The 21,440-nt window shown below is 64.4% G+C and carries 21 protein-coding genes and 1 pseudogene; 11 read left to right on the forward strand and 11 right to left on the reverse strand.

Annotation, left to right across the window (positions count from 1 at the left end; all coding sequences use genetic code 11):
• Positions 1 to 6: 6 nt before the first annotated feature.
• The 5 genes from ACMGE0_RS09075 to ACMGE0_RS09095 all read left to right on the forward strand — a co-directional run bounded on the left by ACMGE0_RS09075 (position 7) and on the right by ACMGE0_RS09095 (position 7,311).
• The gene (locus ACMGE0_RS09075) at positions 7 to 2,490 is read left to right on the forward strand and encodes a hypothetical protein (RefSeq protein ID WP_436815533.1); all 2,484 of its coding nucleotides are present in this window, start codon (positions 7 to 9) and stop codon (positions 2,488 to 2,490) included.
• Between the two features lie 51 nt (positions 2,491 to 2,541).
• On the forward strand, positions 2,542 to 3,810 hold the full coding sequence (locus tag ACMGE0_RS09080; protein ID WP_436815534.1) for an ABC transporter substrate-binding protein: 1,269 nt from the start codon (positions 2,542 to 2,544) through the stop codon (positions 3,808 to 3,810).
• 325 nt (positions 3,811 to 4,135) lie between these two features.
• Positions 4,136 to 5,155: a carbohydrate ABC transporter permease gene (locus ACMGE0_RS09085; RefSeq protein ID WP_436815535.1), complete on the forward strand. Its 1,020-nt coding sequence runs from the start codon at positions 4,136 to 4,138 to the stop codon at positions 5,153 to 5,155.
• Positions 5,155 to 6,219, forward strand: coding sequence for a carbohydrate ABC transporter permease (locus ACMGE0_RS09090; protein WP_436815536.1), 1,065 nt, complete (start codon positions 5,155 to 5,157; stop codon positions 6,217 to 6,219). The genes ACMGE0_RS09085 and ACMGE0_RS09090 overlap by 1 nt, the downstream gene beginning before the upstream one ends.
• 9 nt (positions 6,220 to 6,228) lie before the next feature.
• Entirely contained in the window at positions 6,229 to 7,311 is a 1,083-nt protein-coding gene (locus ACMGE0_RS09095; protein WP_436815537.1) for an ABC transporter ATP-binding protein, read from the forward strand.
• A gap of 152 nt (positions 7,312 to 7,463) precedes the next feature.
• On the opposite strand, the gene ACMGE0_RS09100 is transcribed toward ACMGE0_RS09095, so the two are convergent.
• Positions 7,464 to 8,357 carry an alpha/beta hydrolase family protein gene (locus ACMGE0_RS09100; protein WP_436815538.1) on the reverse strand — a complete coding sequence of 298 codons (894 nt, stop codon included), beginning with the start codon at positions 8,355 to 8,357 and terminating at the stop codon, positions 7,464 to 7,466.
• Between the two features lie 484 nt (positions 8,358 to 8,841).
• On the opposite strand from ACMGE0_RS09100, the gene ACMGE0_RS09105 reads away from it, so the two are divergent.
• The 4 genes from ACMGE0_RS09105 to ACMGE0_RS09120 all read left to right on the forward strand — a co-directional run bounded on the left by ACMGE0_RS09105 (position 8,842) and on the right by ACMGE0_RS09120 (position 10,653).
• Positions 8,842 to 9,273 (forward strand): hypothetical protein, encoded by a 432-nt coding sequence (locus ACMGE0_RS09105; protein WP_436815539.1) that lies wholly within the window; start codon positions 8,842 to 8,844, stop codon positions 9,271 to 9,273.
• A 5-nt stretch (positions 9,274 to 9,278) separates the two neighbouring features.
• Positions 9,279 to 10,025: a bifunctional 2-polyprenyl-6-hydroxyphenol methylase/3-demethylubiquinol 3-O-methyltransferase UbiG gene (gene ubiG / locus ACMGE0_RS09110; RefSeq protein WP_436815540.1), complete on the forward strand. Its 747-nt coding sequence runs from the start codon at positions 9,279 to 9,281 to the stop codon at positions 10,023 to 10,025.
• Between the two features lie 62 nt (positions 10,026 to 10,087).
• Entirely contained in the window at positions 10,088 to 10,357 is a 270-nt protein-coding gene (locus ACMGE0_RS09115) for a ribbon-helix-helix domain-containing protein (protein WP_436815541.1), read from the forward strand.
• Positions 10,354 to 10,653 (forward strand): type II toxin-antitoxin system RelE/ParE family toxin, encoded by a 300-nt coding sequence (locus tag ACMGE0_RS09120; protein WP_436815542.1) that lies wholly within the window; start codon positions 10,354 to 10,356, stop codon positions 10,651 to 10,653. Before ACMGE0_RS09115 ends, ACMGE0_RS09120 begins: the two co-directional genes overlap by 4 nt.
• Positions 10,654 to 10,805: 152 nt before the next feature.
• Here the strand turns inward: ACMGE0_RS09120 and ACMGE0_RS09125 are convergent, their stop codons facing one another.
• The 4 genes from ACMGE0_RS09125 to ACMGE0_RS09140 form a co-directional block, all read right to left on the reverse strand.
• Entirely contained in the window at positions 10,806 to 11,234 is a 429-nt protein-coding gene (locus tag ACMGE0_RS09125) for a DUF1178 family protein (protein ID WP_085419564.1), read from the reverse strand.
• Complete coding sequence (locus tag ACMGE0_RS09130; RefSeq protein ID WP_436815543.1) at positions 11,231 to 12,085, reverse strand: carbon-nitrogen hydrolase family protein; 855 nt, start codon at positions 12,083 to 12,085, stop codon at positions 11,231 to 11,233. Before ACMGE0_RS09130 ends, ACMGE0_RS09125 begins: the two co-directional genes overlap by 4 nt.
• Positions 12,086 to 12,095: 10 nt before the next feature.
• Entirely contained in the window at positions 12,096 to 12,353 is a 258-nt protein-coding gene (grxC, locus tag ACMGE0_RS09135; protein WP_436815544.1) for a glutaredoxin 3, read from the reverse strand.
• A 71-nt stretch (positions 12,354 to 12,424) separates the two neighbouring features.
• Entirely contained in the window at positions 12,425 to 13,201 is a 777-nt protein-coding gene (locus ACMGE0_RS09140) for a ComF family protein (RefSeq protein ID WP_436815545.1), read from the reverse strand.
• A 58-nt stretch (positions 13,202 to 13,259) separates the two neighbouring features.
• Here ACMGE0_RS09140 and ACMGE0_RS09145 point away from each other — a divergent pair, with 58 nt between their 5' ends.
• Positions 13,260 to 14,132 (forward strand): methyltransferase domain-containing protein, encoded by an 873-nt coding sequence (locus ACMGE0_RS09145; RefSeq protein ID WP_436815546.1) that lies wholly within the window; start codon positions 13,260 to 13,262, stop codon positions 14,130 to 14,132.
• Between the two features lie 9 nt (positions 14,133 to 14,141).
• On the opposite strand, the gene ACMGE0_RS09150 is transcribed toward ACMGE0_RS09145, so the two are convergent.
• The 6 genes and pseudogenes from ACMGE0_RS09150 to ACMGE0_RS09175 form a co-directional block, all read right to left on the reverse strand.
• Complete coding sequence (locus ACMGE0_RS09150; protein ID WP_436815547.1) at positions 14,142 to 14,315, reverse strand: Flp family type IVb pilin; 174 nt, start codon at positions 14,313 to 14,315, stop codon at positions 14,142 to 14,144.
• A 52-nt stretch (positions 14,316 to 14,367) separates the two neighbouring features.
• Complete coding sequence (locus ACMGE0_RS09155; RefSeq protein WP_436815548.1) at positions 14,368 to 14,685, reverse strand: hypothetical protein; 318 nt, start codon at positions 14,683 to 14,685, stop codon at positions 14,368 to 14,370.
• A 104-nt stretch (positions 14,686 to 14,789) separates the two neighbouring features.
• Positions 14,790 to 15,206, reverse strand: a complete 417-nt coding sequence (mutT, locus tag ACMGE0_RS09160; protein ID WP_436815549.1) for an 8-oxo-dGTP diphosphatase MutT — start codon at positions 15,204 to 15,206, stop codon at positions 14,790 to 14,792.
• Positions 15,203 to 16,023, reverse strand: a pseudogene (locus tag ACMGE0_RS09165) (GNAT family N-acetyltransferase). The gene mutT and the pseudogene ACMGE0_RS09165 overlap by 4 nt, the downstream one beginning before the upstream one ends.
• On the reverse strand, positions 15,992 to 17,233 hold the full coding sequence (argJ, locus tag ACMGE0_RS09170) for a bifunctional glutamate N-acetyltransferase/amino-acid acetyltransferase ArgJ (protein ID WP_436815550.1): 1,242 nt from the start codon (positions 17,231 to 17,233) through the stop codon (positions 15,992 to 15,994). The pseudogene ACMGE0_RS09165 and the gene argJ overlap by 32 nt, the downstream one beginning before the upstream one ends.
• 205 nt (positions 17,234 to 17,438) lie before the next feature.
• On the reverse strand, positions 17,439 to 18,326 hold the full coding sequence (locus ACMGE0_RS09175; protein ID WP_436815551.1) for a peptidylprolyl isomerase: 888 nt from the start codon (positions 18,324 to 18,326) through the stop codon (positions 17,439 to 17,441).
• Between the two features lie 251 nt (positions 18,327 to 18,577).
• On the opposite strand from ACMGE0_RS09175, the gene secA reads away from it, so the two are divergent.
• Positions 18,578 to 21,289, forward strand: a complete 2,712-nt coding sequence (gene secA / locus ACMGE0_RS09180; RefSeq protein WP_436815552.1) for a preprotein translocase subunit SecA — start codon at positions 18,578 to 18,580, stop codon at positions 21,287 to 21,289.
• Positions 21,290 to 21,440 lie beyond the last annotated feature (151 nt).

A 21,440-nucleotide genomic window follows, 5' to 3' on the forward strand; every position in this document is an offset into this window, starting at 1 on the left:
ATTGACATGAACCCTGAAGCGAATTGGATGCGGAAGACCTTGAAGCCGGGCGAAGCCGTCCGCTACTGGCAGCTCGGCCGCACGGCGCAGGAACGGTTCGACGTGCCGGACGCCCCGATGAAGGGCGAGATGGACCCGTTCTTCTTCCTCACCAAGGTCAAGAACTTCATCCCGCACGAATATCCCTGCCGCACCATCTTCGCCGAAACCTATCGGGGAAAACGTCCCGATGTGCGCGGCGAGTTCGAAGCGGCGCGCTGGTGGATGCCCTTCGGTTCGCCCAGGCTCGATCTGTCGGGCTTCTGGTTCCGCCCGACCCGGCTTGCCACCTGGACCCGCACCTATATCGAGGCCGAGACCGCCGGCACGGCAAAGATCCGCCTCGGCACCTGCGGGGGCGCTGTCCTCTGGGTGAACGGCAAGGAAGTGGGCTGGATGGCCCCCTATAGCCGCAATCTCGAAGCCAAGCAGGAGTTCGAACTGCCGCTCGTCGCCGGCCTCAACGAGATCGCCCTTTTCTTCGACGATCTCGCCGAACGCGATGCGCGTTATTTCTATCAGTTCGACTACGTTTCCGGCCCGGCGGCCAGCGTCGCCATTCCGGTTCCGGTCGCGGGCCATGTTGCGGAAAGCCTCGAAACGGCGCTCGACGGCATGCATCTCGACCGCCAGCATTATTTCGGCGGCGACATCACCGTTCTGTTCGCCGAACCGCTGCCGATCGACGTCGAGGTCAACGTGACGATCGAAGGCGACTTCATGTCCCGCGAGCGCTTCGATTTCGACTTCTCGCTGCCGGCGGGCGCGAAAAGCCTCAATGTCGGCGCCTCCGAAAAGGCGCCCGCCGATTTCCGCCACCTGCGTGTGACGCTGAATGCCGGCGGCTTCGTCGCCTCCCGCTCCGTCGGCGTCGAAATCTGCCATGCCGCCCGCCAGGGTCAGGCGCCGGCTTCCATCGCGGATCGCATCACCGAAACGCTGGCGGAAGTCTCCGAATATTCCGAGCGCGATACCGTCCGCGCCTTCGCCCGTCTCGCCAGCGGCCGCGCAGGCCCCGATACGGACGCGATGATCGAGGAAATCCTCCCCTCGATCGAGGATTGCCACGACTGCGCCGATTTCTCGCTCGTGCCCCTCATCTGGTCGCGCACCGTCTGGGGGAACGACATCAACGAGAAGACGCGTGCTCGCATCGACGGCGCCATCCTCAACTACCGCTACTGGATGGACGAGCCCGGCAACGACGTGCAGTGGTATTTCTCCGAAAACCACGCGCTCCTCTTCCACACCTCCGCCTATCTCGCAGGCAGCCTCCTCCCCGAGAGCACCTTCGTCCGTTCCGGCCGCAAGGGTTCCGAGCAGGCACAAGTGGGCGCCGAGCGCGTCCGCGCCTGGCTCGATCATTTCGAGAAGTGGGAAATGGCGGAATTCAACTCCGCCCCCTATTTCCCGATCGACCTCAAGGGCCTGACGGCGCTCGCCGCGCTCTCGCCGGACAGGGATATCGCCGACCGCGCCAAGGCCGGCATCGTGCGGCTCTGCGAGATCATAGCCCGCTCCGCCCATCACGGCATGGTCACGGCAGCGCAAGGCCGCTCCTATGAGCACACCCTCTGTGCCGGCCGCTCGCTGGAACTCTCCGCCGTCGCCCGCCTGCTCTGGGGCAAGGGTTTTTATGGCCGCCGCGTCCACTGCCTGCCGCAGATGGCGGTGTGCCTGCGCGACCACGGCCTGGAAATCCCGGCCTCGCTTGCCGAAATCGCTGACCATCAGGCCGGCCGGCACCAGGAATGGCGCTTCGCCCAGGGCGAGAATTCCTTCGCCGCCCTCTATCACTACAAGGGCAAGAATTTTGCTATGGGCTCGACAGTCCATTACCGCTGGGACGAATGGGGCTATCAGGAAACCGTGCTCCACCTGCGCCTTGGTGACAGGCCGGAGGCGGCGATCTGGATCAACCATCCGGGCGAGACCATCCAGTTCGGCTACGGACGCCCGTCCTATTGGGGCGGTTGCGGCACCATCCCGCGCGCCCAGCAGTATCGCGGCCTCGCGATCCTCGAATTCGCAGCTCACGAGGAACAGCCCGATTTCACCCACGCCTGGTTCCCCAGGGCGGAGTTCGACGAGAGCCGCGTTTCCGGCTCCCTGGCGCTTGCCCGCTCCGGCGATGGCGCCGTGCTGCTCCGTGCCGGTTCCGATCTGCAGTTCGTGACCGAAGGCCCTTCGGCTGGGGCCGAACTGCGCCAGTACGGCCGGAAAACCCGCTGGATCGTCCGCGTCTGCGAAGCCGCCGGTCTTGATTCCGTCGAAAGCCGCTTCGGCGGTCTCGCCGCGAAACGGGAATCCGACGGCGCATTCGTCATCGAAGACCCGGAATATGGTACCGTACGCTTCCGGGCCGATGGCGGCGTGGAGGCCGAAGGCCGCGTGATCGCGTGCGCCGATTACACCGTGAAGGGCGAGGCAAGGATGCTGAGCGCCTCGTAGTCTAAAAACCGGACGGGAGGAGGCCCCGTCCATAAAGAGGAGGAAATGAGCATGAAATTGAAATCGATCCTGGCGGGCGCCGCGCTCGCCCTGCTCACCTCGACGGCGGCTTTCGCCGGCGACGTGCGCATCATGTGGTATTCGGACGGCGTCGAAGGCGAAGTCATGAAGGACCTCGTCGGCCGCTTCATGAAGGAAAACCCGGGCATCAACGTCATCCTCGACAATGTCGCCTACAGCGTCATCAAGGAACAGCTGCCCGTCCAGCTCGAAGCCGGCAACGGCCCGGATATCGCCCGCGTCACCGCCATCAAGGACCTTGCCCGCCATTGGCTCGACCTGCGTCCGCTGGTCAAGGACGCCAAATACTGGGACGACAATTTCGGCGCCCAGGCGGACTGGATGCGTCCGGACGGTTCCAACCAGATTTCCGGCTTCATGACGCAGATCACGCTGACCGGCGGCTTCGCCAACAAGACGCTGTTCGATCAGGCGGGCGTCCCGCTTCCGGGTCCGAACGCCACCTGGGATGACTGGGCGGCGGCGGCCAGGAAGGTCAAGGAAAGCCAGCAGGTTCCCTTCGCCATGGCGATCGACCGTTCCGGTCACCGCATCACCGCTCCGATGCTGTCCTACGGCGCGAACTATGTCGGCCAGGACGGCAAGCCCGCCCCGCTCGACAAGGGCGCGAAGGACTTCCTGACCAAGTTCGTCAATTGGACGGCCGACGGCACCTTCTCCAAGGACGTCTGGGTCTCGGCCGCCGGCTCCACCTATCGCGCCGCCGCCGACGATTTCATCAACGGCCAGCTCGCCTTCTATTATTCCGGCTCCTGGCAGGTGGCGAACCTCGCCACCAAGATCGGCAACAGCTTCGATTGGGTTGCGACCGGCAGCCCCTGCGGCCCGGCGGCCTGCACCGGCATGCCCGGCGGCGCGGCTCTCGTCGCGGTCAAGTACACCAAGAACCCGAAGGACGTCGCCGCCTTCATGGATTGGATCAGCCAGGAGAAGATCGTCAAGGAATTCTCCGAGCGCACCCTCTTCCTGCCCGGCCACAAGGGCGTGGTCGACAAGGGCGGCCTCGACTTCAAGACGGACAACGAACAGGCGAAAGCCGCCCTCACCAGATACGTGGAGGCGACCAAGTCCACGTCCGAGACCGCGCTGAAGCTGCCCGGCTGGCGCTGGTCCGACACGGTCTATGCCGCGGTCGTCACCCGCATCGGCCAGACGCTCGCCGGCGAACTGAAGCTCGACGACGCCTTCCAGCGCATCGACGCCGACATCGCCCAGAAGGTCAAGGACGCCGGTCAGTGAGGATGGCGCTGCAAGTTTGCCCTGTCCATTGGGCGGGGCATTCTTCTCTTCCCTTTCAGGGGAAGGAAACTTCGCATGGAAATATGAGGCGGAGTCGCGAACTCCCATTCTCCCCCCTTGCGGGGGAGATGTCAGCGGAGCTGACAGAGGGGGGTGGTGCCACACCCTCTACCGCCGAATTTGCTGAACCACCCCCCTCTGTCGCTTCTGGCGACATCTCCCCCGCAAAGGGGGAGATGGGCTGGGGTCACCGCCTCTTTTCCATATCTGCTCGTCCCGTCCGTATTAGGGATTGGAAGCAACCTGAGGGGAGACATTTACCGAAATGAGCGCAACCTCTCCTTCCTCCCGCCTCGGCGCCCTCCTCATGACGCCCGTGCATTTCGTCATGCGCCTGATCGACGCGCCGCTGCGCGGCCTCCAGAAGGCGACCGGCATCGGCGGCATGGCGGCCTTCTTCCTGGCGCCGAACATGCTGATCTTCGGCGTCTTCGTGCTCCTGCCGCTCGTCATCAACTTCGTCTATTCGATGACCGGCGGCACCGCCTTCTTCCTGGCCGAGCGCAATTTCGTCGGCGCCGATCAATATGCCCGGCTCTTCACCTGCGGCAGCTATCTCGATCCCATGTCCTGCCAGGAGGATGCCTTCTGGACGGCGGTCGGCAACACCTTCTGGTTCGTGATCCTGCAGGTCACGCTGATGATCCTGGCCGCATTGATCACCGCGCTTATCCTCAACCGCGATCTCGCCGCCCGCTCCTTCTGGCGCGCCGTCTTCTTCTTTCCGGTCCTTCTGTCGCCGGTCGTCGTCGGCCTGATCTGGAAGTGGATCCTGCAGCGCCAGGGCCTGTTGAACTTCATCCTCTACCAGTTCGGCGGCGCCGAGCCCTATACCTGGCTCACCGACCGCAACTGGACCTTCGCCGCGACGATCGGCGTCTCGCTCTGGGCGCATATGGGCTTCTACGCGCTGATCCTGCTCGCCGGCCTGCAGGCGATCCCGAAAGACCTCTACGAAGCCGCCGAAATGGACGGCACGAAGCCCGCCCGCGTCTTCTGGCGCATCACGCTGCCGCTGCTTGCGCCCAATCTCCTCGTCGTCGTGGTCCTGGCGCTGATCCGCGCCGTGCAGGTCTTCGACGAGGTCTATGTGCTGACCGGCGGCGGTCCGGGCACCAGTACGCTGTTCCTGACGCAGTACATCTACGAGACCGGCTTCGCCTCGGCGCTGCGCAATCCGGGCCTTGCCGCCGCCGCCTCGATCCTGATGGGCGTCGTGCTCGTCATCCTGACGCTCTTCCAGCTCGGCATCGGCCGGCGCGGTGAAAACAAGGGGAAACGCTGATGGGTGCGGCTGCGCGCTTCCTTCTTCGCCGCCAGGGGGTCAACCGGAGCGGCAAGGGCTGGCACTGGACGGATATCGTCACCTGGGTCTGGCTGGTCGGCGGGCTGATCATCATGTTCGGCCCTGCCGTCTGGCTGGCCTTCTCCTCCTTCAAGACGCCGGCGGCGCTTGCCGAATTCCCGCCGTCGATCCTGCCCTACGTCACGCAACAGGCAACTGTCGAAGGTTACGACAGGCCGCTGCAGCTCTTCGATGCCAAGCTGCCCGACGGCTCGACGCGCGTACTTGCCGAGGTGCGCCGCATCGGCCTCGTGTCCCAGATGGTCGATCCGAAGGCGCCGGGCGAAATCATCCGCGTCAACATGAACGACCGCACCCCGGTGCGCACCCTCTCCTTCGCGACGTCGAACTACACCGAGCCCTTCGTGCATTTCGATTTCCTGCGCTACCTCTGGAACTCCGTTTTCGTGACGGTCGTCGCGACGCTGATCACCCTCGTCGTCAACTCCATGGCCGCCTTCGCGCTGTCGAAATACGAATTCCGCGGCCGTTCCGCCGCGATGCTCATCATCCTCGCGACCCTCATGGTGCCGCTTTCGGTCATCATGGTGCCGCTCTATTCGATCATCTCGTCGCTCGGCCTCTTCAACAGCCTCTGGGGCGTCATCCTGCCGACGGTGGCGACGCCCACCGGCGTCTTCATCCTGCGCCAGTACATGTTGACCATCCCCGACGAGCTGATCGACGCGGCGCGCATGGACAAGGCGTCGGAATGGCAGATCTACTGGCGCATCGTGCTGCCGCTGACCGCACCCGCGCTCGCGGTCCTGGCGATCTTCTCGGTCGTCTGGCGCTGGAACGACTTTCTCTGGCCGCTGATCGTCCTGTCGCGCCGCGAGCTCTACACCCTGCAGGTGGGTTTGAGCATCTATTCCGGCGAGCTGAACGTCCAGTGGCACTTCATCCTGGCCATGACCGTCGTCACCATGATCCCGGTCGTGCTGGTCTTCATCTTCCTCCAGCGTTTCATCACCACCGGCATCGCCGGCACCGGTTTGAAGTAAGGAACACCGATGGGCGAAATCAAACTCACCGATGTCAAGAAATCCTTCGGCGCCGTCGATGTCCTGAAGGATATCGACCTGCATATCAAGGACGGCGAGTTCGTCGTCTTCGTCGGCCCGTCCGGCTGCGGCAAGTCCACGCTGCTGCGCACCATCGCCGGTCTCGAAAAGGTCACCGGCGGCGAGATCGAGATCGACGGCAAGCGCGTCAACGAAGTCACCGCCGCCGACCGCGGGCTCGCCATGGTCTTCCAGTCCTATGCGCTCTATCCGCATATGAGCGTGCGCCAGAACCTCGCCTTCGGGCTGGAAAACTCCAACATGCCGAAGGCGGAGATCGCCGAGCGCATCGCGGAAGCCGCCCGCATGCTGGAGATCGAGCCCTATCTGGAGCGCCGCCCCGGCCAGCTTTCCGGCGGCCAGCGCCAGCGCGTCGCCATCGGCCGCGCCATCGTGCGCCGCCCGACCGCCTTCCTGCTCGACGAGCCGCTCTCGAACCTCGACGCGGAACTGCGCGTCTCGACCCGCGCCGAGATCGCCGCCCTGCATGCCCGCATCGGCTCGACGATGATCTACGTCACCCACGACCAGGTGGAGGCGATGACATTGGCCCACCGCATCGTCGTCATGCGCGCCGGCAGGATCGAGCAGGTCGGCACGCCGCTCGAACTCTACAACACCCCCGCCAACCGCTTCGTCGCCGGCTTCATCGGCGCGCCGCACATGAACTTCCTCAAAGGCGAAGTCGCGGACGTGGAAACCGGCACGGTGACGCTTACGATCGGCGGCGGCCACCGCCTCCTGGTGCCTATATCCCACCACAGGCTCTCCGTCGGCGACAAGCTGACCGTCGGCATCCGGCCGCAGCACATCACGCTCGCGAACGACCCCGGCAGCCTGACGGTCAAGGTGCGCCTCGTCGAAGCCCTCGGCTCGGAAACCGTCATCCACGCGGACCTGAACGGCGAAAAGCTTCTCGCCGTCGTCCAGGGCCAGAAGCAGATTTCGCCGGGCGACGAAGCCCATTTCTCCATCGCCGGCGCGCCGCTGCATCTGTTCGATGACAATGGATTGCGGGTCAAAGGGATCTGAATTGCCCCTCACCCTAACCCTCTCCCCGTAAACGGGGCGAGGGGACGTGCCTTACGCAGCGTAGCAGTAAAGGAAGCCAGCGCGGCATACCCCTTCTCCCCGCAAGCGGGGAGAAGGTCCCGGCAGGGGGATGAGGAGCAAACAACGCCCCCTCACAAATACCCCTTGAAGAAGCTCAGCACCGCCTGCCGCATGGCCGGCGTCTCCTTGTGGCCCACGCCCGCCTGCGGCAGGAACACCAGCGCCCCCAGGGCCTCCGCCGCGAGATAGGCCGCCTCCGTTTCGGCAAAGGCCTTCTCGACCGCCGCCGGCGGCGTCAGCGGATCGTCCCAGCCGATGGCGATGAGCTGCGCCCGCGGCGCGATGAGCCCGGCGATCTCACCGGTCGAGGTCTCCCTGAGCAAGCCCGGCACGGTGAGGTAATGGCCGTGCATGTCGTGCGCACCGGTCTCGACGAGGGTCGCGAAATCCGCGTAGCAGCAGAGATGCGCCGCCGCCTTCACCCGGCCGTCGATCGCCGCGAGGAAATAGGCGAGCGTCGCGCCCATCGAAAGCCCCGTGACGCCGATCCGCGCCGGATCGACCTCCGGCCGCGCCGAGAGCCACGAAAGCGCCGCCGCCTGCTCGGAAAGCATCTGCCCGAACAGGGTCCTGCCGTGCCAGAGCGCCGCCTTGGCCGCCGCGTCCTCGGTCACGCCGGCGCGTTCGCCGAAGGTCGGCATGTCGATGCACAGCGTCACATAGCCTTCCCGCGCCAGCACCGGGCCGGGCGCATCGATGAGCGCCGGGCGGCCTTCGGTAAGCTCCGAGGCGCCGATGTCCCAGCGGGCGCCATGCGCATGCGCATAGAGGATCGCCGGGCCGGGCGTGGCAAATCCGGTCTTCGGCCGCGTCAGGAAGCCGCGCACCTCCTCGCCGTCGGCCAGACGGAAACGCAGGTGTTCCAGAACGTAGCCGTCGCGTATCTCGGAAAAACCGTCCGCCAGTTCCAGCGGGACGCCCTCGAAGGCGAGCAGTTCCTTCAGCCGGGCCACCGTCATTGCCATCGCCCCTCCTCCCGCCGTCGCCGTCCTCGCTCCCGAAGCGGGGACGGTTTCAGGCCATCCCTATCGGTTTTTCAAACACATGAACCATATCTTGTCCTCCTTCATCCCCGCCCGCAATAGTCGTGCCTACAATCGGCCTGTTCCGTTTCGGCTACACCGGTAAGGCATCGCCGGCGAGGCGGGACCGGTGCCCTGGCGGTCTGCCGTTGATGCAGGCGGGTTGTCGGGGGCTGCGCAGAAAATGGTCCCCCTCTCGCCTTAAGGCGGGGCGTGCGTGTGTCGCACACAACCCGGTATGGCATCCGCAAGGACGTAAGACCATATCGCCGCAGAGGGACCGGAGTTGCGCGGAAAAACTGACCGAACGGGACACGTCGCGTGTCACATATAAAAATTCAATACGAGGCACACGACGTGTCCCGGCCGAACAAAAACAACCGAGATCGCCAAGGGCGGAATCCGCACGGCAATAAGAGAGCACGACATGGATAACCCGGACTTCAGCGACTACGAAAAGCGTCGGGCCGAACAGCACGAAGAACTCTGCCGCGCCGCTTCGTCCCTCATGTGCATCAACGACGGTCTGTGCCACCTGCGCTCCTGCCGCCGCCGGCGCGTGTGCAGCGGCCCGATGCAGCCTTCGCCGCACCAGGCATGGGCTGTCCGCGCCCAGCGGGAAATCGGCCTCAGCGGCAAGGCCTGCGCCGAGCTTCCCCTCTGCATCGCAAACCAAAAGCCGTGGGTTTTCGAGATCTACAAAAAAGTCATGGACGGCCTTCGGCGGGTAAGGCAGAACAATCCTGAATTGGATCTGGTTTCGGCCTGCGTCGAGAATGCGTCAAGGCGGCGCTTGCCCAAGAAGCTCTTGACTTCCGATCCCTCTCATCCGACTTCAAGCGCTGAAACGAAGGGATGAAGACCATGACCGAAGCCGCCAGAACGACCGTCGATCCGCAGCAGGTGGAATGGTTCTCGAAGATGGCGGCCGAGTGGTGGGACCCGACCGGCAAGTTCAAGCCGCTCCACAAGTTCAATCCCGTGCGGCTTGCCTATATCCGCGACCGCATCTGCGAGAATTTCGGGCGCGACCCGAAAAGCCACCAGCCGCTGTCCGGCCTCCGCATCCTCGATATCGGCTGCGGCGGTGGTCTGCTTTCGGAGCCGATCGCCCGCATGGGCGCCACCGTCGTCGGCGCCGATCCGTCGGAGAAGAACATCGGCATCGCCTCCACCCATGCCGCCGAAACCGGCACGGCGGTCGATTACCGCGCCGTCACCGCCGAACAGCTTACCGAAGCCGGCGAGACCTTCGACGTCGTCCTGAATATGGAAGTGGTGGAGCACGTGGCGGACGTGGATTTCTTCATCACCACCTGCGCGAAAATGGTCCGCCCCGGCGGGCTGATGTTCGTCGCCACCATCAACCGCACCTTGAAGGCGGGAGCGCTCGCGATCTTCGCCGCCGAGAACATCCTCCGCTGGCTGCCGAGAGGCACGCACCAATACGAAAAGCTGGTGCGCCCGCAGGAACTGGAAAAGCCGCTCCACGCGGCGGGCCTGGAGATCGTCCACCGCACCGGCGTCTTCTTCAACCCGCTGCAGGACCGCTGGAACCTCTCCCCCGACATGGACGTCAACTACATGCTGCTGGCGAAACGGGAAGGGTGACCTGCTTCCACAGGCTGTCGGTTCTGTGGTAATCTGCGCACCATCCTTCTTGGGAGAAACCGATGGCTGAAGCCGCGAAAGTCACAGTGACGCTGGAACCGGACATCGAGGATTTCGTCCGCCATCAGACGGAACGCGGCTCCTTTGCATCGTCCAGCGATTACATCGAGACCGTGCTGCGCGAACGCTATGAACGCGAGCGGGCCCGCGAGCGGTTGGACGCCGAACTTCAGAAGGGCATCGATGATGTTCGCGCCGGGCGCGTGATGCCGATCGATGAAGCTTTCGATAGCGTCTATGAGGAACTCGGCCTTAAGCGTCCCGCACGATGAAGGTCATCTTCACTCGCCAAGCGCGTGGAGACCTCCGGGATATCGGTCGCTATCTGCTGGAGCAGAATCCCGGTCGCGCCCTCCCCTACATGGAAAGCCTGCGGGCTGCTTGCTTCGAGCTTGCGCATATGCCCGATGCTTTCGAGGTATTGGAGCTATCGAGCCATCCGGGAATTCGCCGGCGTGTCTTCGCTCCCTACCTGATCTTCTATCGAGCAGAGAACTCTGAAATGAGAATCCTCCGCATCATACACGGCGCCAGGGACTATCTGCGCTTCCTCAATGAGGAAATCTGAGGCCGTCCCTCTCGCAATTCCGCCCCGGGGACATCCCCGCCCCTCGATCCCCTGCTACACTTCATCCTGACACATGCACGAAGGGCCGGGCGGATTTCCGTCCTGCCCAGCCCTTCGGGTTCTTTGAAATGAAGTTTCTTCGGCAACCGCCGTCAGTTCGCGTCCTCGGGCAGCACAGGCAGCGGCGCCACCTCGATCCCCTCTTCGAGCAGGTCGCGCACCTCCCCGAGGCTCGCCTGGCCGATGATGCCGCGGGCATCCGCCTCGCCGTAGTGGATCTTGCGCGCCTCTTCGGGGAATTTTTCGCCCACGTCCTCGGCATTGGCCTTGATCTCGGCAACCGCTTGCTTGAGCTTCGCGATCGCCTCCTGGCGCGCCATGTCCATCACCATCTCGCGCTTCGCTTCCTTTTTGCGGGCAGTGGAGACGGAAGGCGCCATCAGCGACTTGGAGATCGACGCGGAATTGCACACCGGACAGGTCAGGAACCCGCTCTCGACCTGCCGGTCGAAATCGGCGCTTTCCGAAAACCAGCCTTCGAACGTATGGGCGTTTTCACAGGTCAGCGTGTACTTGATCAAGCGGCAACACCTCCCGCCGCATCCGACACGGTGTCGAGCGTGAATTCGCGGGCATTCTTGAGATTGGGGATTTTTCCGCGCGCGGCCTTCACCGCCGCGATATCGATCTCGGCAAGCACGATCGCCTCGCCGGTTCCGCCGGCGGATGCCAGCACCTTGCCCCAGGGGTCGACGATCATCGAATGGCCGAAGGTCTCGCGGCCGTCCTCATGCAGGCCGCCTTGGGCGGCCGCGATCACGAAGGCGCCGTTCTCGATGGCGCGGGCGCGCAGCAGGATTTCCCAATGCGCCTCGCCGGTCTGGCGGGTGAAGGCGGCGGGAACGGTCAATATCTCGGCGCCGGCCAGCGCTTCCGAACGGAAGAGCTGCGGGAAACGCACGTCGTAACAGATCGCGAAGCCGAGCTTGCCGAACGGCAGGTCGGCGACGCGCGCCTCGCCGCCCGGCTCGTAGGCCGAGCTCTCGCGCCAGCTCTCGCCGTTGTCGAGGTCGACGTCGAACATGTGGATCTTGTCGTAGGTTGCGATCTGCCGGCCGCCGGACGCGAAAAGGAAGGCGCGGTTGGCGATCTTGCCGTCGTTCCTCGCGATCGCCGTCGAGCCGATATGCAGGTGGATGTCGAGCTCGCTGGCAAGGGCGCGGGCGGTCGAGACGATGATGTCGCCCGCCTCGTCGCGGAGGATTTCGCGCATGGCCTTGCGGTCGCGCTGCAGCGCGCCGGTCATTTCCGGCGTCTGGACATAGGTCGCGCCCTGTGCGGCGGCATCGCGCACCAGCCGGGCCATGTCGGCGGCGTTCTTCTCCGGATCGACGCCGGAGCACATCTGGATCGCTGCTGCCTTGAACGTCATCGCCTGCTCCTTACGCAGCCAGCATCGGGTCCAGCTTGCCGGACCGGTCGAGCGCGTGGAGATCGTCGCAGCCTCCGACATGCGTCCCGTTGATGAAGATCTGCGGGAAGGTCGAGCGGCCGTTCGCCTTGCCGATCATTTCCTCGCGAAGCTCCCTCGAATAGGTCGCGTCATGCTCGACATATTTCACGCCCTTGGACTCGAGCAGAGCCTTGGCGCGGGCGCAGTAGCCGCAATATTCGCGGGTATAGATAGTCACATCTGCCATGAACGTCTCCGGGCGCGGCCAAGTGGAAGGAAAACCCGGATTGGCCGCGCGAAATTTGTCTTGTTCTTCTGTCATATAGGCCCGGAAACAGCCATTGCAAAGGTCAAAACCGTGACCTCCGCGGCCCCGGCCTGCCGCAATGCGCGGGTGGCGGCGGAGACGGTCGCGCCGGTCGTGTAGACGTCGTCGACCAGCACCAGCCGCTTGCCGAAGACGTCCGCCTCATGGCCCGGCGCGATCCGGAAGGCGGCCCGCACATTGTCCTCGCGGGCACGCGCCGAAAGCCCCACCTGCCGGCTCGTGCGCTTGACGCGGAGAAGCGTCGACGGCAGGAAGGGCCTGCCGGACTTCTCGGCCAAATGCCGCCCTAGCTCGGCCGCCTGGTTGAATTTCCTGAAGGCGAAGCGCGAACGATGCAATGGAACCGGCAGGATGCCGTCTGAGTTCGCCACATGGGTTTCCGCGGCGCGCAGCATCCAGCCCGCCATCATCGGCGCAAGGTCGGTGCGGTCCCTGTATTTCAGCGCATGGACGAGGTGGCGGGCCGCTCCCTCGAAGATCGCCGCCGAGCGCAGCCGGTCGAAGACGGGCGGGTCGGCGATCGCCTGGGCCGACAGCATGCCCGGCCCCGGATCGTAGGAGAACGGCAGGCCGAGCACTTCGCAATAGGGCCGTTCGATGAAGCGTATCTCCCGCCAGCAGGAGGGGCAGAAGCCGCCATGGGCTCCGGTCCGCACACCGCAGCCGGGACAGATCGGCGGATAGACGAGATCGCCGAGCCATCTCGTCCACCCTGCGGCAAACGATGTTACAAGTCGTAGGGCATTGGCGCTCGGCTCTGCGGACATGGGTTGACTTTACCGGATGAAGAGAGCCTTTGCGACTGGCGAATGTGAGTGGTTGGACATGGAAATTCTCTTCGATGAACGGCTGGTGAAGGCAAGGCGCGAGCGGGCGCTGGCGCAGCACGGCCGCAATGCCGCCTTCCTGCTGGAGATCGCCGGCCGTGAGCTGGCGGACCGCCTGGCTGTCGTCGAGCGCCGTTTCGAAACGGCCGTCGAACTGCATGGCGGCACCGGCATCGCCGCCCGCGACGCGCTGGCGACCGGCAAGATCGGCGGCATCCGCCGCATCGAAACCAGTGAAGCCTTCGCCGGACCCGGCGAGGACGTTGCCGCCGCCGCCTGGGAGGACGTGCCGCTGGAGCCGCAATCCGTCAATCTGATGCTCTCGCCGCTTGCCCTCCACCTCGTCAACGACACGCCCGGCACGCTGATCCGCATCCGCCGGGCGCTGAAGCCGGACGGGCTTTTCCTGGCGGCGATCCCGGGCGCGGGCACGCTCGCCGAACTGCGCGACGTCCTGCTTTCGGCCGAGGCGGAGCTGACGGGCGGTGCCAGCCCGCGCGTGATCCCTTTCGCGGATGTCCGGGATGTGGGCGGGCTCCTGCAGCGCGCCGGTTTCACGCTGCCGGTCGTCGACGCCGAAACCTATACGGTGCGCTACGATTCACTTTTTCCGCTGATGCGCGATCTGCGCGCCATGGGCATGACCAACCCGCTTGCCGGCCGCAGCCGAATGCCGGTGACGCGCCGTTTCTTCGTGAGGGCCGCCGAGCTTTATGCGGAGCGCTATTCCGATCCGGACGGCCGCATCCGCGCCACCTTCTCGATCATCTACGCTTCCGGCTGGGCGCCGCACGAAAGCCAGCAGCAGCCGTTGAAGCCGGGTTCTGCGAAGATGCGCCTGGCCGACGCCCTGCGGAAAGGAACGGAATAGAGCCGGGATTTACTCCGCCGCGGCGCTGTAGGTGTCGGCGAGCCCGCCGAACATCTCGTTCATGATCTCGTAGTAATTGCCGAGCGCGGCAAACAGCGCCAGCGCCAGGATCGCGACGAGCAGCCCGTATTCGACGGCCGTCGCACCGCTTTTATTCTTCAGGAGGGAGCTGAAAAGGCGCATGAATTATCCTTGGATATGAAATGGATGAACCCAGGCGCCGGACGGCCCGGCCTCAGCAGTCGCTATCGGCATAGCCCTCCACGATGCAGACCGAGCCCGGCGTTTCCTGCAGGATGCTGCGGCGTATCGTGTAATGTTTGGTGCCCTTTTCGGCAGGCTTGATGGAGCCCGTCGTGATCAGGTCGAAATCCTTCTGGACGTCCGCCAGCCGCCGCTCGTCATCCCGGTCTGCCAGCATCGGCGTCAAAATCAGGGCAAAAGCGATGGCCGCCGTTCCGAACAGGAGTGCGATATTGAGCGCGCCGGTCTTGCCGGAACCGTACGTCGCCCGCTGCCGGACCCGCACAGTCTTCCAGAATTCCTCGTCCATATCTTCGAAATCTCGTCAACGCGTTTACTTGGATGGGCCGGACGCTATCACACGCCGCTAAACGATCCCTTAACGCGAGGTGAATTCGATTGCTCTAATTTTATCTACAGCAGGTCCTGCAGGATCGGGATGAGCGGCTCGTCGGCGGGCGGCATGGGATAGTCGCGCAGCGCGTTCGGCCTGACCCATTTGATCGCCTGGCCTTCCCGGCCGGTCGGGATGCCCTCGAAACGCCGGCAGATATAGAGCGGCATCAGGAGGTGGAAGGTCTCGTAGGTGTGGCTGGCGAAGGTGAGCGGCGCAAGGCACGGGATCTTCGTCACGATGCCGAGCTCCTCGTGGAGCTCGCGCACCAGCGTCTCTTCCGGCGTCTCGCCGGGCTCCACCTTGCCGCCCGGAAATTCCCAAAGGCCGGCGAGCGCCTTGCCCTCCGGGCGCTGGGCCAGCAGGATGCGGCCGTCGGCGTCGATCAGCGCGCAGGCCGCGACAAGAACCAGCTTGCGGGGCGTCTCGCCGCTCATCCTTGGCCTTCCTGCCGCCAGTAGCGGTATTCGTAGGCCTTGCGGAAACCGAACTTGCGGTAGAGCGCCAGCGCCGGTCCGTTGTCGGAAACCACCTGCAGCCATGCCGAGCGGGCGCCGCTGATGCGCGCCCAGCGCAGGGCCGAAGACAGGATTTCCGTACCGATGCCTCCGCGCCTGTGGGCTTTCGCCACGGCGAACGACATGATGCCGGCCAGGTCGTTGTCCTGGACGCAGAGCGCCACGGCGACCGGGCCGTCCACCGGGTCGTGCTTCATGAAGAAACCGGACGGCGGCTTGATGGCGGAAAGGATCTCGGCAAGCGCCGGCTTCAGCGAGACGTCGTCCCCCTCGACGGCAAGACTTGCATCGATGAAACGGCCGATGTCGTGGCTCGGCAGGTAGTCCAGCGTGTCCGGCAGCTCCAGTCCCGTGAGATCGACGGTCAGCACGTCGACTGTCTCGAACGCCCGCCAGCCCTTGTTTCCGAGATGCTCGAGAAGCGGCGGCGGCGCAAGCGGCGTCTCGCGGACGACGAGCGGCCGGCCATAGGCTTCGAAGCGCTTGCGCGCCTTGGCGAGGCGGACCGCCATGTCGCGATGGTCGGAGGGGTCGAGGGGCACGATGCAGTTCAGCCGCTTGGACGGGTGGCCGCCGGTCAGCCGCACCTGCCAGCTTCCGTCATAGACGACGGACGCCGCCGGCCAGGCGCGGAAGCCCACGGCCTCCAGCCGCCGCACCAGCGGCAGGTCGTTTTGAGGAAAGGATGCCCGCATCAAGTTCCGTCAGCTCCGATAGTCGCCGTTGATGGCGACATATTCCTTGGTGAGGTCGCAGGTCCAGACGGTCGCGATGCCGCCGCCGAGGCCGAGATCGACCTTCACCGGGATGTCTTCCCGTTTCATCACCGCCGTGGTCGCAGCTTCCGAATAGGCCGGGTCGCGCTCCCCTTCGACGGCGACGCGCACATCGCCGAACCAGATCGCCAGACGGTCGCGGTCGGCCATCTCGCCGGACTTGCCGACCGCCATGACGATGCGGCCCCAGTTGGCATCCTCGCCGGCGATCGCCGTCTTGACCAGCGGCGAATTGGCGATCGAGAGCGCGATCTTCTTGGCGGCCGCATCGCTCTCGGCGCCGGTCACGGTGATCTCGACCATCTTGCGGGCACCCTCGCCGTCGCGCACCACCTGCAGCGCCAGATCCTTCAGCAGATCGTCGAGCGCGGCGCGGAAGCCCGAGAGGCGCGGATCGTCGGGGCTTTCGACACGCGCCTGGCCGTCCTCCGCCGCAGCCCCCGTGGCAAACAGCATCAGCGTGTCCGAGGTGGAGGTGTCGCTGTCGACGGTGACCGAGTTGAAGCTCGGGCCGACGCCTGCGGCAAGCAGGGTCTGGAGAACGGGCGAGGCGATATCCGCATCCGTCGCCACGAAGGAGAGCATGGTCGCCATGTCGGGCGCGATCATGCCGGCGCCCTTGGCGATGCCGTTGATCGTCACCTTGACGCCGCCGATCTCGGCCGTGCGCGTCGCGACCTTCGGATAGGTGTCGGTGGTCATGATCGCCTTGGCCGCTTCCTGCCAGAAGTCGCCGGTGGCGGTCCTGTTCATGTCGCCGAGCACGCCGGCGAACTTCGTCGCGTCCAGCGGTTCGCCGATGACGCCGGTCGAGGCGAGATAGACCTCGTTCTCGCCGCAGCCGACCGCTTCGGCAGCCGATTTCGCGGTGAGAGCGGTGGCGGCCTTGCCCTTGACGCCCGTAAACGCGTTGGCATTGCCGGAATTGACGACCACGGCGCGCGCCACGCCGTGCGGCAGATTGGCGCGGCAGAAGTCCACAGGCGCCGAAGGGCACTTGGAACGGGTGAAGACGCCCGCCACCGCAGCCGGCCTGTCGAAAACCATCAGCAGCACGTCGGTGCGGTTCTTGTACTTGATCCCGGCGGCGGCGGTCGCCATGCGCAGGCCGCGCAGCGACGGCATCTCGGGATAGGATTTCGGAGCGAGCGGCGAAACGGAAGCGGACATCTGAAACCTGTTGGAATATGAGAGGGCCCGGGAAATCCGGGCCCGAGACTGCTGACAAACCGCCCCACCTCTCGCGTCATCCTCGGGCTTGTCCCGAGGATCTGCAACATTAGCGGCTTAGATGCTCGGGACAAGCCCGAGCATGACGAAGAAAAAGTTGCGAGCCCGTCAACACCGGTGCAAGGAGCCGGCCCGGCATCGAAGATTACTGCTGGGCAGGAACAGCGGGAGCAGGCGCGGTACCCGCATCCTGCATCTTGTTGACCTCGTCATAACCCTTCTTGAGGGTCTCATCCATGATCTCGACCTTCTGCTCGGTCTTCGCCTTGTCGATCAGCGCTACGTACTTGTCGCGCATCACGAGTTGCTTGACCTGGTCCTGGACCTGCTCGAAAGCCGGCGGCGGAGCGTCGCGCTTGTCTTCGACCTTGATGACGTGGAAGCCGAACTGCGTCTGGACGGGGGTTTTGGTATAGGCGCCCTTTTCGAGGCCGAAAGCAGCTTCCTCGAATTCCGGCACCATGCGGCCGTGGCCGAACCAGCCGAGGTCGCCGCCCTCATCCTTGTTGGAATCCTGCGACTTCGCCTTGGCGATCTCCGCGAAATCCTTGCCGGCGTCGAGATCGGCGATGATCGCCTTGGCCTCGTCCTCTGTCTTCACCAGGATGTGGCGGGCATGCACCTCCTCCTGCTTCGGGATTGCCGCGATTTCCTTGTCGTAGCGGGCCTTCACCTCTTCCGGCGTGACGGCGTCGATGACGTGCTTGCGGAAGAAAGCGTTGTGGAGCTCGCGGTCGGCGATATAGTCCATCCGCTTCTTGAAATCCTCGGTATCCCTGACGCCTTCGGCGATCGCGCCGGAGGCCAGAAGCTTGACGTCGATGGCGCCGGAAAGGGCGGCGACCTTCTTCTGCTCGTCCGGAAGCTGGGCGAGCTGGGGATCGAGGTTCTGGACTGCCAGGTCGAGTTCCGACTGCCGGATTTCCAGGCCGCCGACCTTCGCGACGACCGGATCTTCCGCCGCGAAGGCGGGAGCTTGGGAGAAGATCGCAGCGGCGAGCGCGGCCGTTACGAGAAATTTGTGGCGCAACATCGGATTCACCTTTCGATAGAGGCACCGGTTTCAGAATGCCTGATTCCGGCCGAAAAACCTTCACAAACACCGGATTGTGGCCATTCTGTATCGGCCGCCACCGTTGACATCATTCGACCCCCCTCTTATCTGTCACGCAACTTCGCGTCCAGCAGAGTTTCCGGGCGTAGCGGGTCATTTTGTCGTCATCGAATGAGACCGGCGGCCCGGCTCGCGATCCCACGGGACTGATATCAGAAAGGACCATTCGGATGGTCAGCCTTGGCGGCATCGCCCGCAAATTGTTCGGTTCGGCAAACGAGCGCCGCCTGCGCGGCTACCAGCCGAGAATAGACGCCATCAACGCGATCGAGGAGAAGACCAAGGCTCTCTCCGACGAACAGCTTGCCGCCCAGACGGGCGAATTCAAGAAGCTTCTGGCGGAAGGCAAGACGCTCGACGACATCCTGATCCCCGCCTTTGCCGTGGTGCGCGAGGCATCCCGCCGCGTGCTGGGCCTGCGTCCCTTCGACGTGCAGCTGATGGGCGGCATGATCCTTCACGACGGCGCGATCGCCGAGATGAAGACCGGCGAAGGCAAGACGCTGGTGGCGACCCTTCCCGTCTATCTGAACGCGCTTGCCGGCAAGGGCGTGCATGTCGTCACGGTCAACGATTACCTCGCCCAGCGCGATGCCAACACGATGGGCCGGCTCTACGGCTTCCTTGGCCTCACCACCGGCGTCATCATCCACGGCCTCGACGACGACCAGCGCCGCGCGGCCTATGCCTGCGACATCACCTACGCCACCAACAACGAGCTCGGCTTCGACTATCTGCGCGACAACATGAAATACGACCGCGCCCAGATGGTCCAGCGCGGCCACAATTACGCGATCGTCGACGAAGTGGACTCGATCCTGGTCGACGAGGCGCGCACGCCGCTGATCATTTCCGGTCCGCTCGACGACCGTTCCGAGCTCTACAACACGATCGACGCCTTCATTCCGCTGCTGACGCCGGAAGACTACGAGATCGACGAGAAGCAGCGCTCGGCGAACTTCTCCGAGCAGGGCACCGAAAAGCTCGAAAACCTGCTGCGCCAGGCCGGTCTTCTCAAAGGCGAGTCGCTCTACGACGTCGAGAACGTCGCGATCGTCCACCATATCAACAACGCGCTGAAGGCCCACAAGCTCTTCACCCGCGACAAGGACTATATCGTCCGCAACGGCGAGATCGTCATTATCGACGAGTTCACCGGCCGCATGATGCCCGGCCGCCGTTATTCCGAAGGCCAGCACCAGGCGCTGGAAGCCAAGGAGAAGGTGCAGATCCAGCCGGAGAACCAGACGCTCTCCTCGATCACCTTCCAGAACTATTTCCGCATGTACGAGAAGCTCGCCGGCATGACCGGTACGGCTTCGACGGAAGCGGAGGAATTCGGCAACATCTACAGGCTCGAAGTGGTCGAAGTGCCGACCAACCTGCCGATCGCCCGCATCGACGAGGACGACGAGGTCTACCGGAGCTTCGACGAGAAGTTCAAGGCGATCATCGAGGAGATCAAGGCCGCCCATGAGCGCGGCCAGCCGGTTCTCGTCGGCACGACCTCGATCGAGAAGTCCGAACTGCTGGCCAGCCTGCTGCGCCAGTCCGGTTTCGACAAGTTCCAGGTGCTGAACGCCCGCTATCACGAGCAGGAAGCCTATATCGTCTCCCAGGCCGGCGTGCCGGGTGCCGTGACGATCGCCACCAACATGGCCGGCCGCGGCACCGACATCCAGCTCGGCGGCAATCTCGACATGCGCCTGGAACGCGAACTGGAAGGCCTGGAGCCCGGTCCGGAGCGCGACGCCAAGGAAGCCGCCATCCGCGAAGAGGTGAAGCGCCTCAAGGAAAAGGCGCTTGCCGCCGGCGGCCTCTACGTCATCGCCACCGAGCGCCACGAAAGCCGGCGCATCGACAACCAGCTCCGCGGCCGTTCCGGCCGTCAGGGCGACCCGGGCCGGTCGAAATTCTACCTGTCGCTCCAGGACGACCTGATGCGCATCTTCGGCTCCGACCGCATGGACGGCATGCTGCAGAAGCTGGGGCTGAAGGAAGGCGAGGCGATCGTCCATCCCTGGATCAACAAGGCCCTGGAACGGGCGCAAAAGAAGGTCGAGGCCCGCAACTTCGACATCCGCAAGAACCTTCTGAAATACGACGACGTCACCAACGACCAGCGCAAGGTGATCTTCGAGCAGCGTCTTGAGATGATGGATTCCGAGGACGTCTCGGAAGTGGTCGAGGAAATGCGCAACGAGGTGATCGAAGTTCTGGTCGCCAAGCATATCCCGGAGCGCGCCTACGCCGAGCAGTGGAATGCTCCGGGCCTGCGCGAGGACGTCGGCCGCCTCTTGAACCTCGACCTGCCGGTCGAGGACTGGGTCAAGGAAGAGGGCATCGGCGAGGACGATATCCGCGAGCGGATCACGGAGGCCGCCGACAAGGCCGCCGCCGACCGCAAGGAACGTTTCGGGCCAGATATCATGACCTATGTGGAGCGCTCCGTGCTGCTCCAGACGCTCGACCATCTGTGGCGCGAGCATATCGTCAACCTCGACCATCTCCGCTCGGTCGTAGGTTTCCGCGGCTATGCCCAGCGCGATCCGCTGCAGGAATACAAGGCGGAAGCCTTCGAGCTCTTCCAGGCGCTGCTCGCGAACCTCCGCGAAGCGGTCACCGCGCAGCTCATGCGCGTCGAGCTGGTGCAGAACCCGCAGCCGCCGGAGCCGCCGCCGGTCTTCGAGGAGCATCACGTCGATCCGATGACCGGCGAAGACCAGGTCACCGGCCGCGACGCCGAGAACTTCATCGCAGCGCCTCAGGACCGCCGGCCGGAAGACCCTTCCAGCTGGGGCAAGGTCGGCCGCAACGAGCCCTGCCCCTGCGGCTCGGGCAAGAAATACAAGCACTGCCACGGCGCCTTCGAGCAGGTGTGAGGCCCTCCCCGGCATCCCCTCACTTGCGATTTCTAACACTTAGCTAAAGCTAAGATGTTGAAATCGCTTTCTCTCCTACAAGGGGAGAGATAAGGATGCCTCGCTGCCACGAGTCTACCTCTCCCCTTGTGGGAGAGGTTACAAAATCACG

It is taken from the genome of Neorhizobium descurainiae (assembly GCF_051400715.1).
Lineage (GTDB): Bacteria > Pseudomonadota > Alphaproteobacteria > Rhizobiales > Rhizobiaceae > Neorhizobium.

Excerpts from the sequence above, each read along its gene's own strand:
- ACMGE0_RS09150 (WP_436815547.1), bottom strand. The coding sequence starts at position 14,315 with ATGCGCCTTTTCAGCTCCCTCCTGAAGAATAAAAGCGGTGCGACGGCC.
- ACMGE0_RS09090 (WP_436815536.1), top strand. The coding sequence starts at position 5,155 with ATGGGTGCGGCTGCGCGCTTCCTTCTTCGCCGCCAGGGGGTCAACCGG.
- ACMGE0_RS09115 (WP_436815541.1), top strand. The coding sequence starts at position 10,088 with ATGGCTGAAGCCGCGAAAGTCACAGTGACGCTGGAACCGGACATCGAG.
- ACMGE0_RS09085 (WP_436815535.1), top strand. The coding sequence starts at position 4,136 with ATGAGCGCAACCTCTCCTTCCTCCCGCCTCGGCGCCCTCCTCATGACG.
- ACMGE0_RS09145 (WP_436815546.1), top strand. The coding sequence starts at position 13,260 with ATGGAAATTCTCTTCGATGAACGGCTGGTGAAGGCAAGGCGCGAGCGG.
- secA (WP_436815552.1), top strand. The coding sequence starts at position 18,578 with ATGGTCAGCCTTGGCGGCATCGCCCGCAAATTGTTCGGTTCGGCAAAC.
- ACMGE0_RS09080 (WP_436815534.1), top strand. The coding sequence starts at position 2,542 with ATGAAATTGAAATCGATCCTGGCGGGCGCCGCGCTCGCCCTGCTCACC.
- ACMGE0_RS09100 (WP_436815538.1), bottom strand. The coding sequence starts at position 8,357 with ATGGCAATGACGGTGGCCCGGCTGAAGGAACTGCTCGCCTTCGAGGGC.
- ACMGE0_RS09155 (WP_436815548.1), bottom strand. The coding sequence starts at position 14,685 with ATGGACGAGGAATTCTGGAAGACTGTGCGGGTCCGGCAGCGGGCGACG.
- ACMGE0_RS09120 (WP_436815542.1), top strand. The coding sequence starts at position 10,354 with ATGAAGGTCATCTTCACTCGCCAAGCGCGTGGAGACCTCCGGGATATC.
- ubiG (WP_436815540.1), top strand. The coding sequence starts at position 9,279 with ATGACCGAAGCCGCCAGAACGACCGTCGATCCGCAGCAGGTGGAATGG.
- ACMGE0_RS09105 (WP_436815539.1), top strand. The coding sequence starts at position 8,842 with ATGGATAACCCGGACTTCAGCGACTACGAAAAGCGTCGGGCCGAACAG.
- mutT (WP_436815549.1), bottom strand. The coding sequence starts at position 15,206 with ATGAGCGGCGAGACGCCCCGCAAGCTGGTTCTTGTCGCGGCCTGCGCG.
- grxC (WP_436815544.1), bottom strand. The coding sequence starts at position 12,353 with ATGGCAGATGTGACTATCTATACCCGCGAATATTGCGGCTACTGCGCC.
- ACMGE0_RS09175 (WP_436815551.1), bottom strand. The coding sequence starts at position 18,326 with ATGTTGCGCCACAAATTTCTCGTAACGGCCGCGCTCGCCGCTGCGATC.
- ACMGE0_RS09095 (WP_436815537.1), top strand. The coding sequence starts at position 6,229 with ATGGGCGAAATCAAACTCACCGATGTCAAGAAATCCTTCGGCGCCGTC.
- ACMGE0_RS09140 (WP_436815545.1), bottom strand. The coding sequence starts at position 13,201 with ATGTCCGCAGAGCCGAGCGCCAATGCCCTACGACTTGTAACATCGTTT.
- ACMGE0_RS09130 (WP_436815543.1), bottom strand. The coding sequence starts at position 12,085 with ATGACGTTCAAGGCAGCAGCGATCCAGATGTGCTCCGGCGTCGATCCG.
- ACMGE0_RS09075 (WP_436815533.1), top strand. The coding sequence starts at position 7 with ATGAACCCTGAAGCGAATTGGATGCGGAAGACCTTGAAGCCGGGCGAA.
- argJ (WP_436815550.1), bottom strand. The coding sequence starts at position 17,233 with ATGTCCGCTTCCGTTTCGCCGCTCGCTCCGAAATCCTATCCCGAGATG.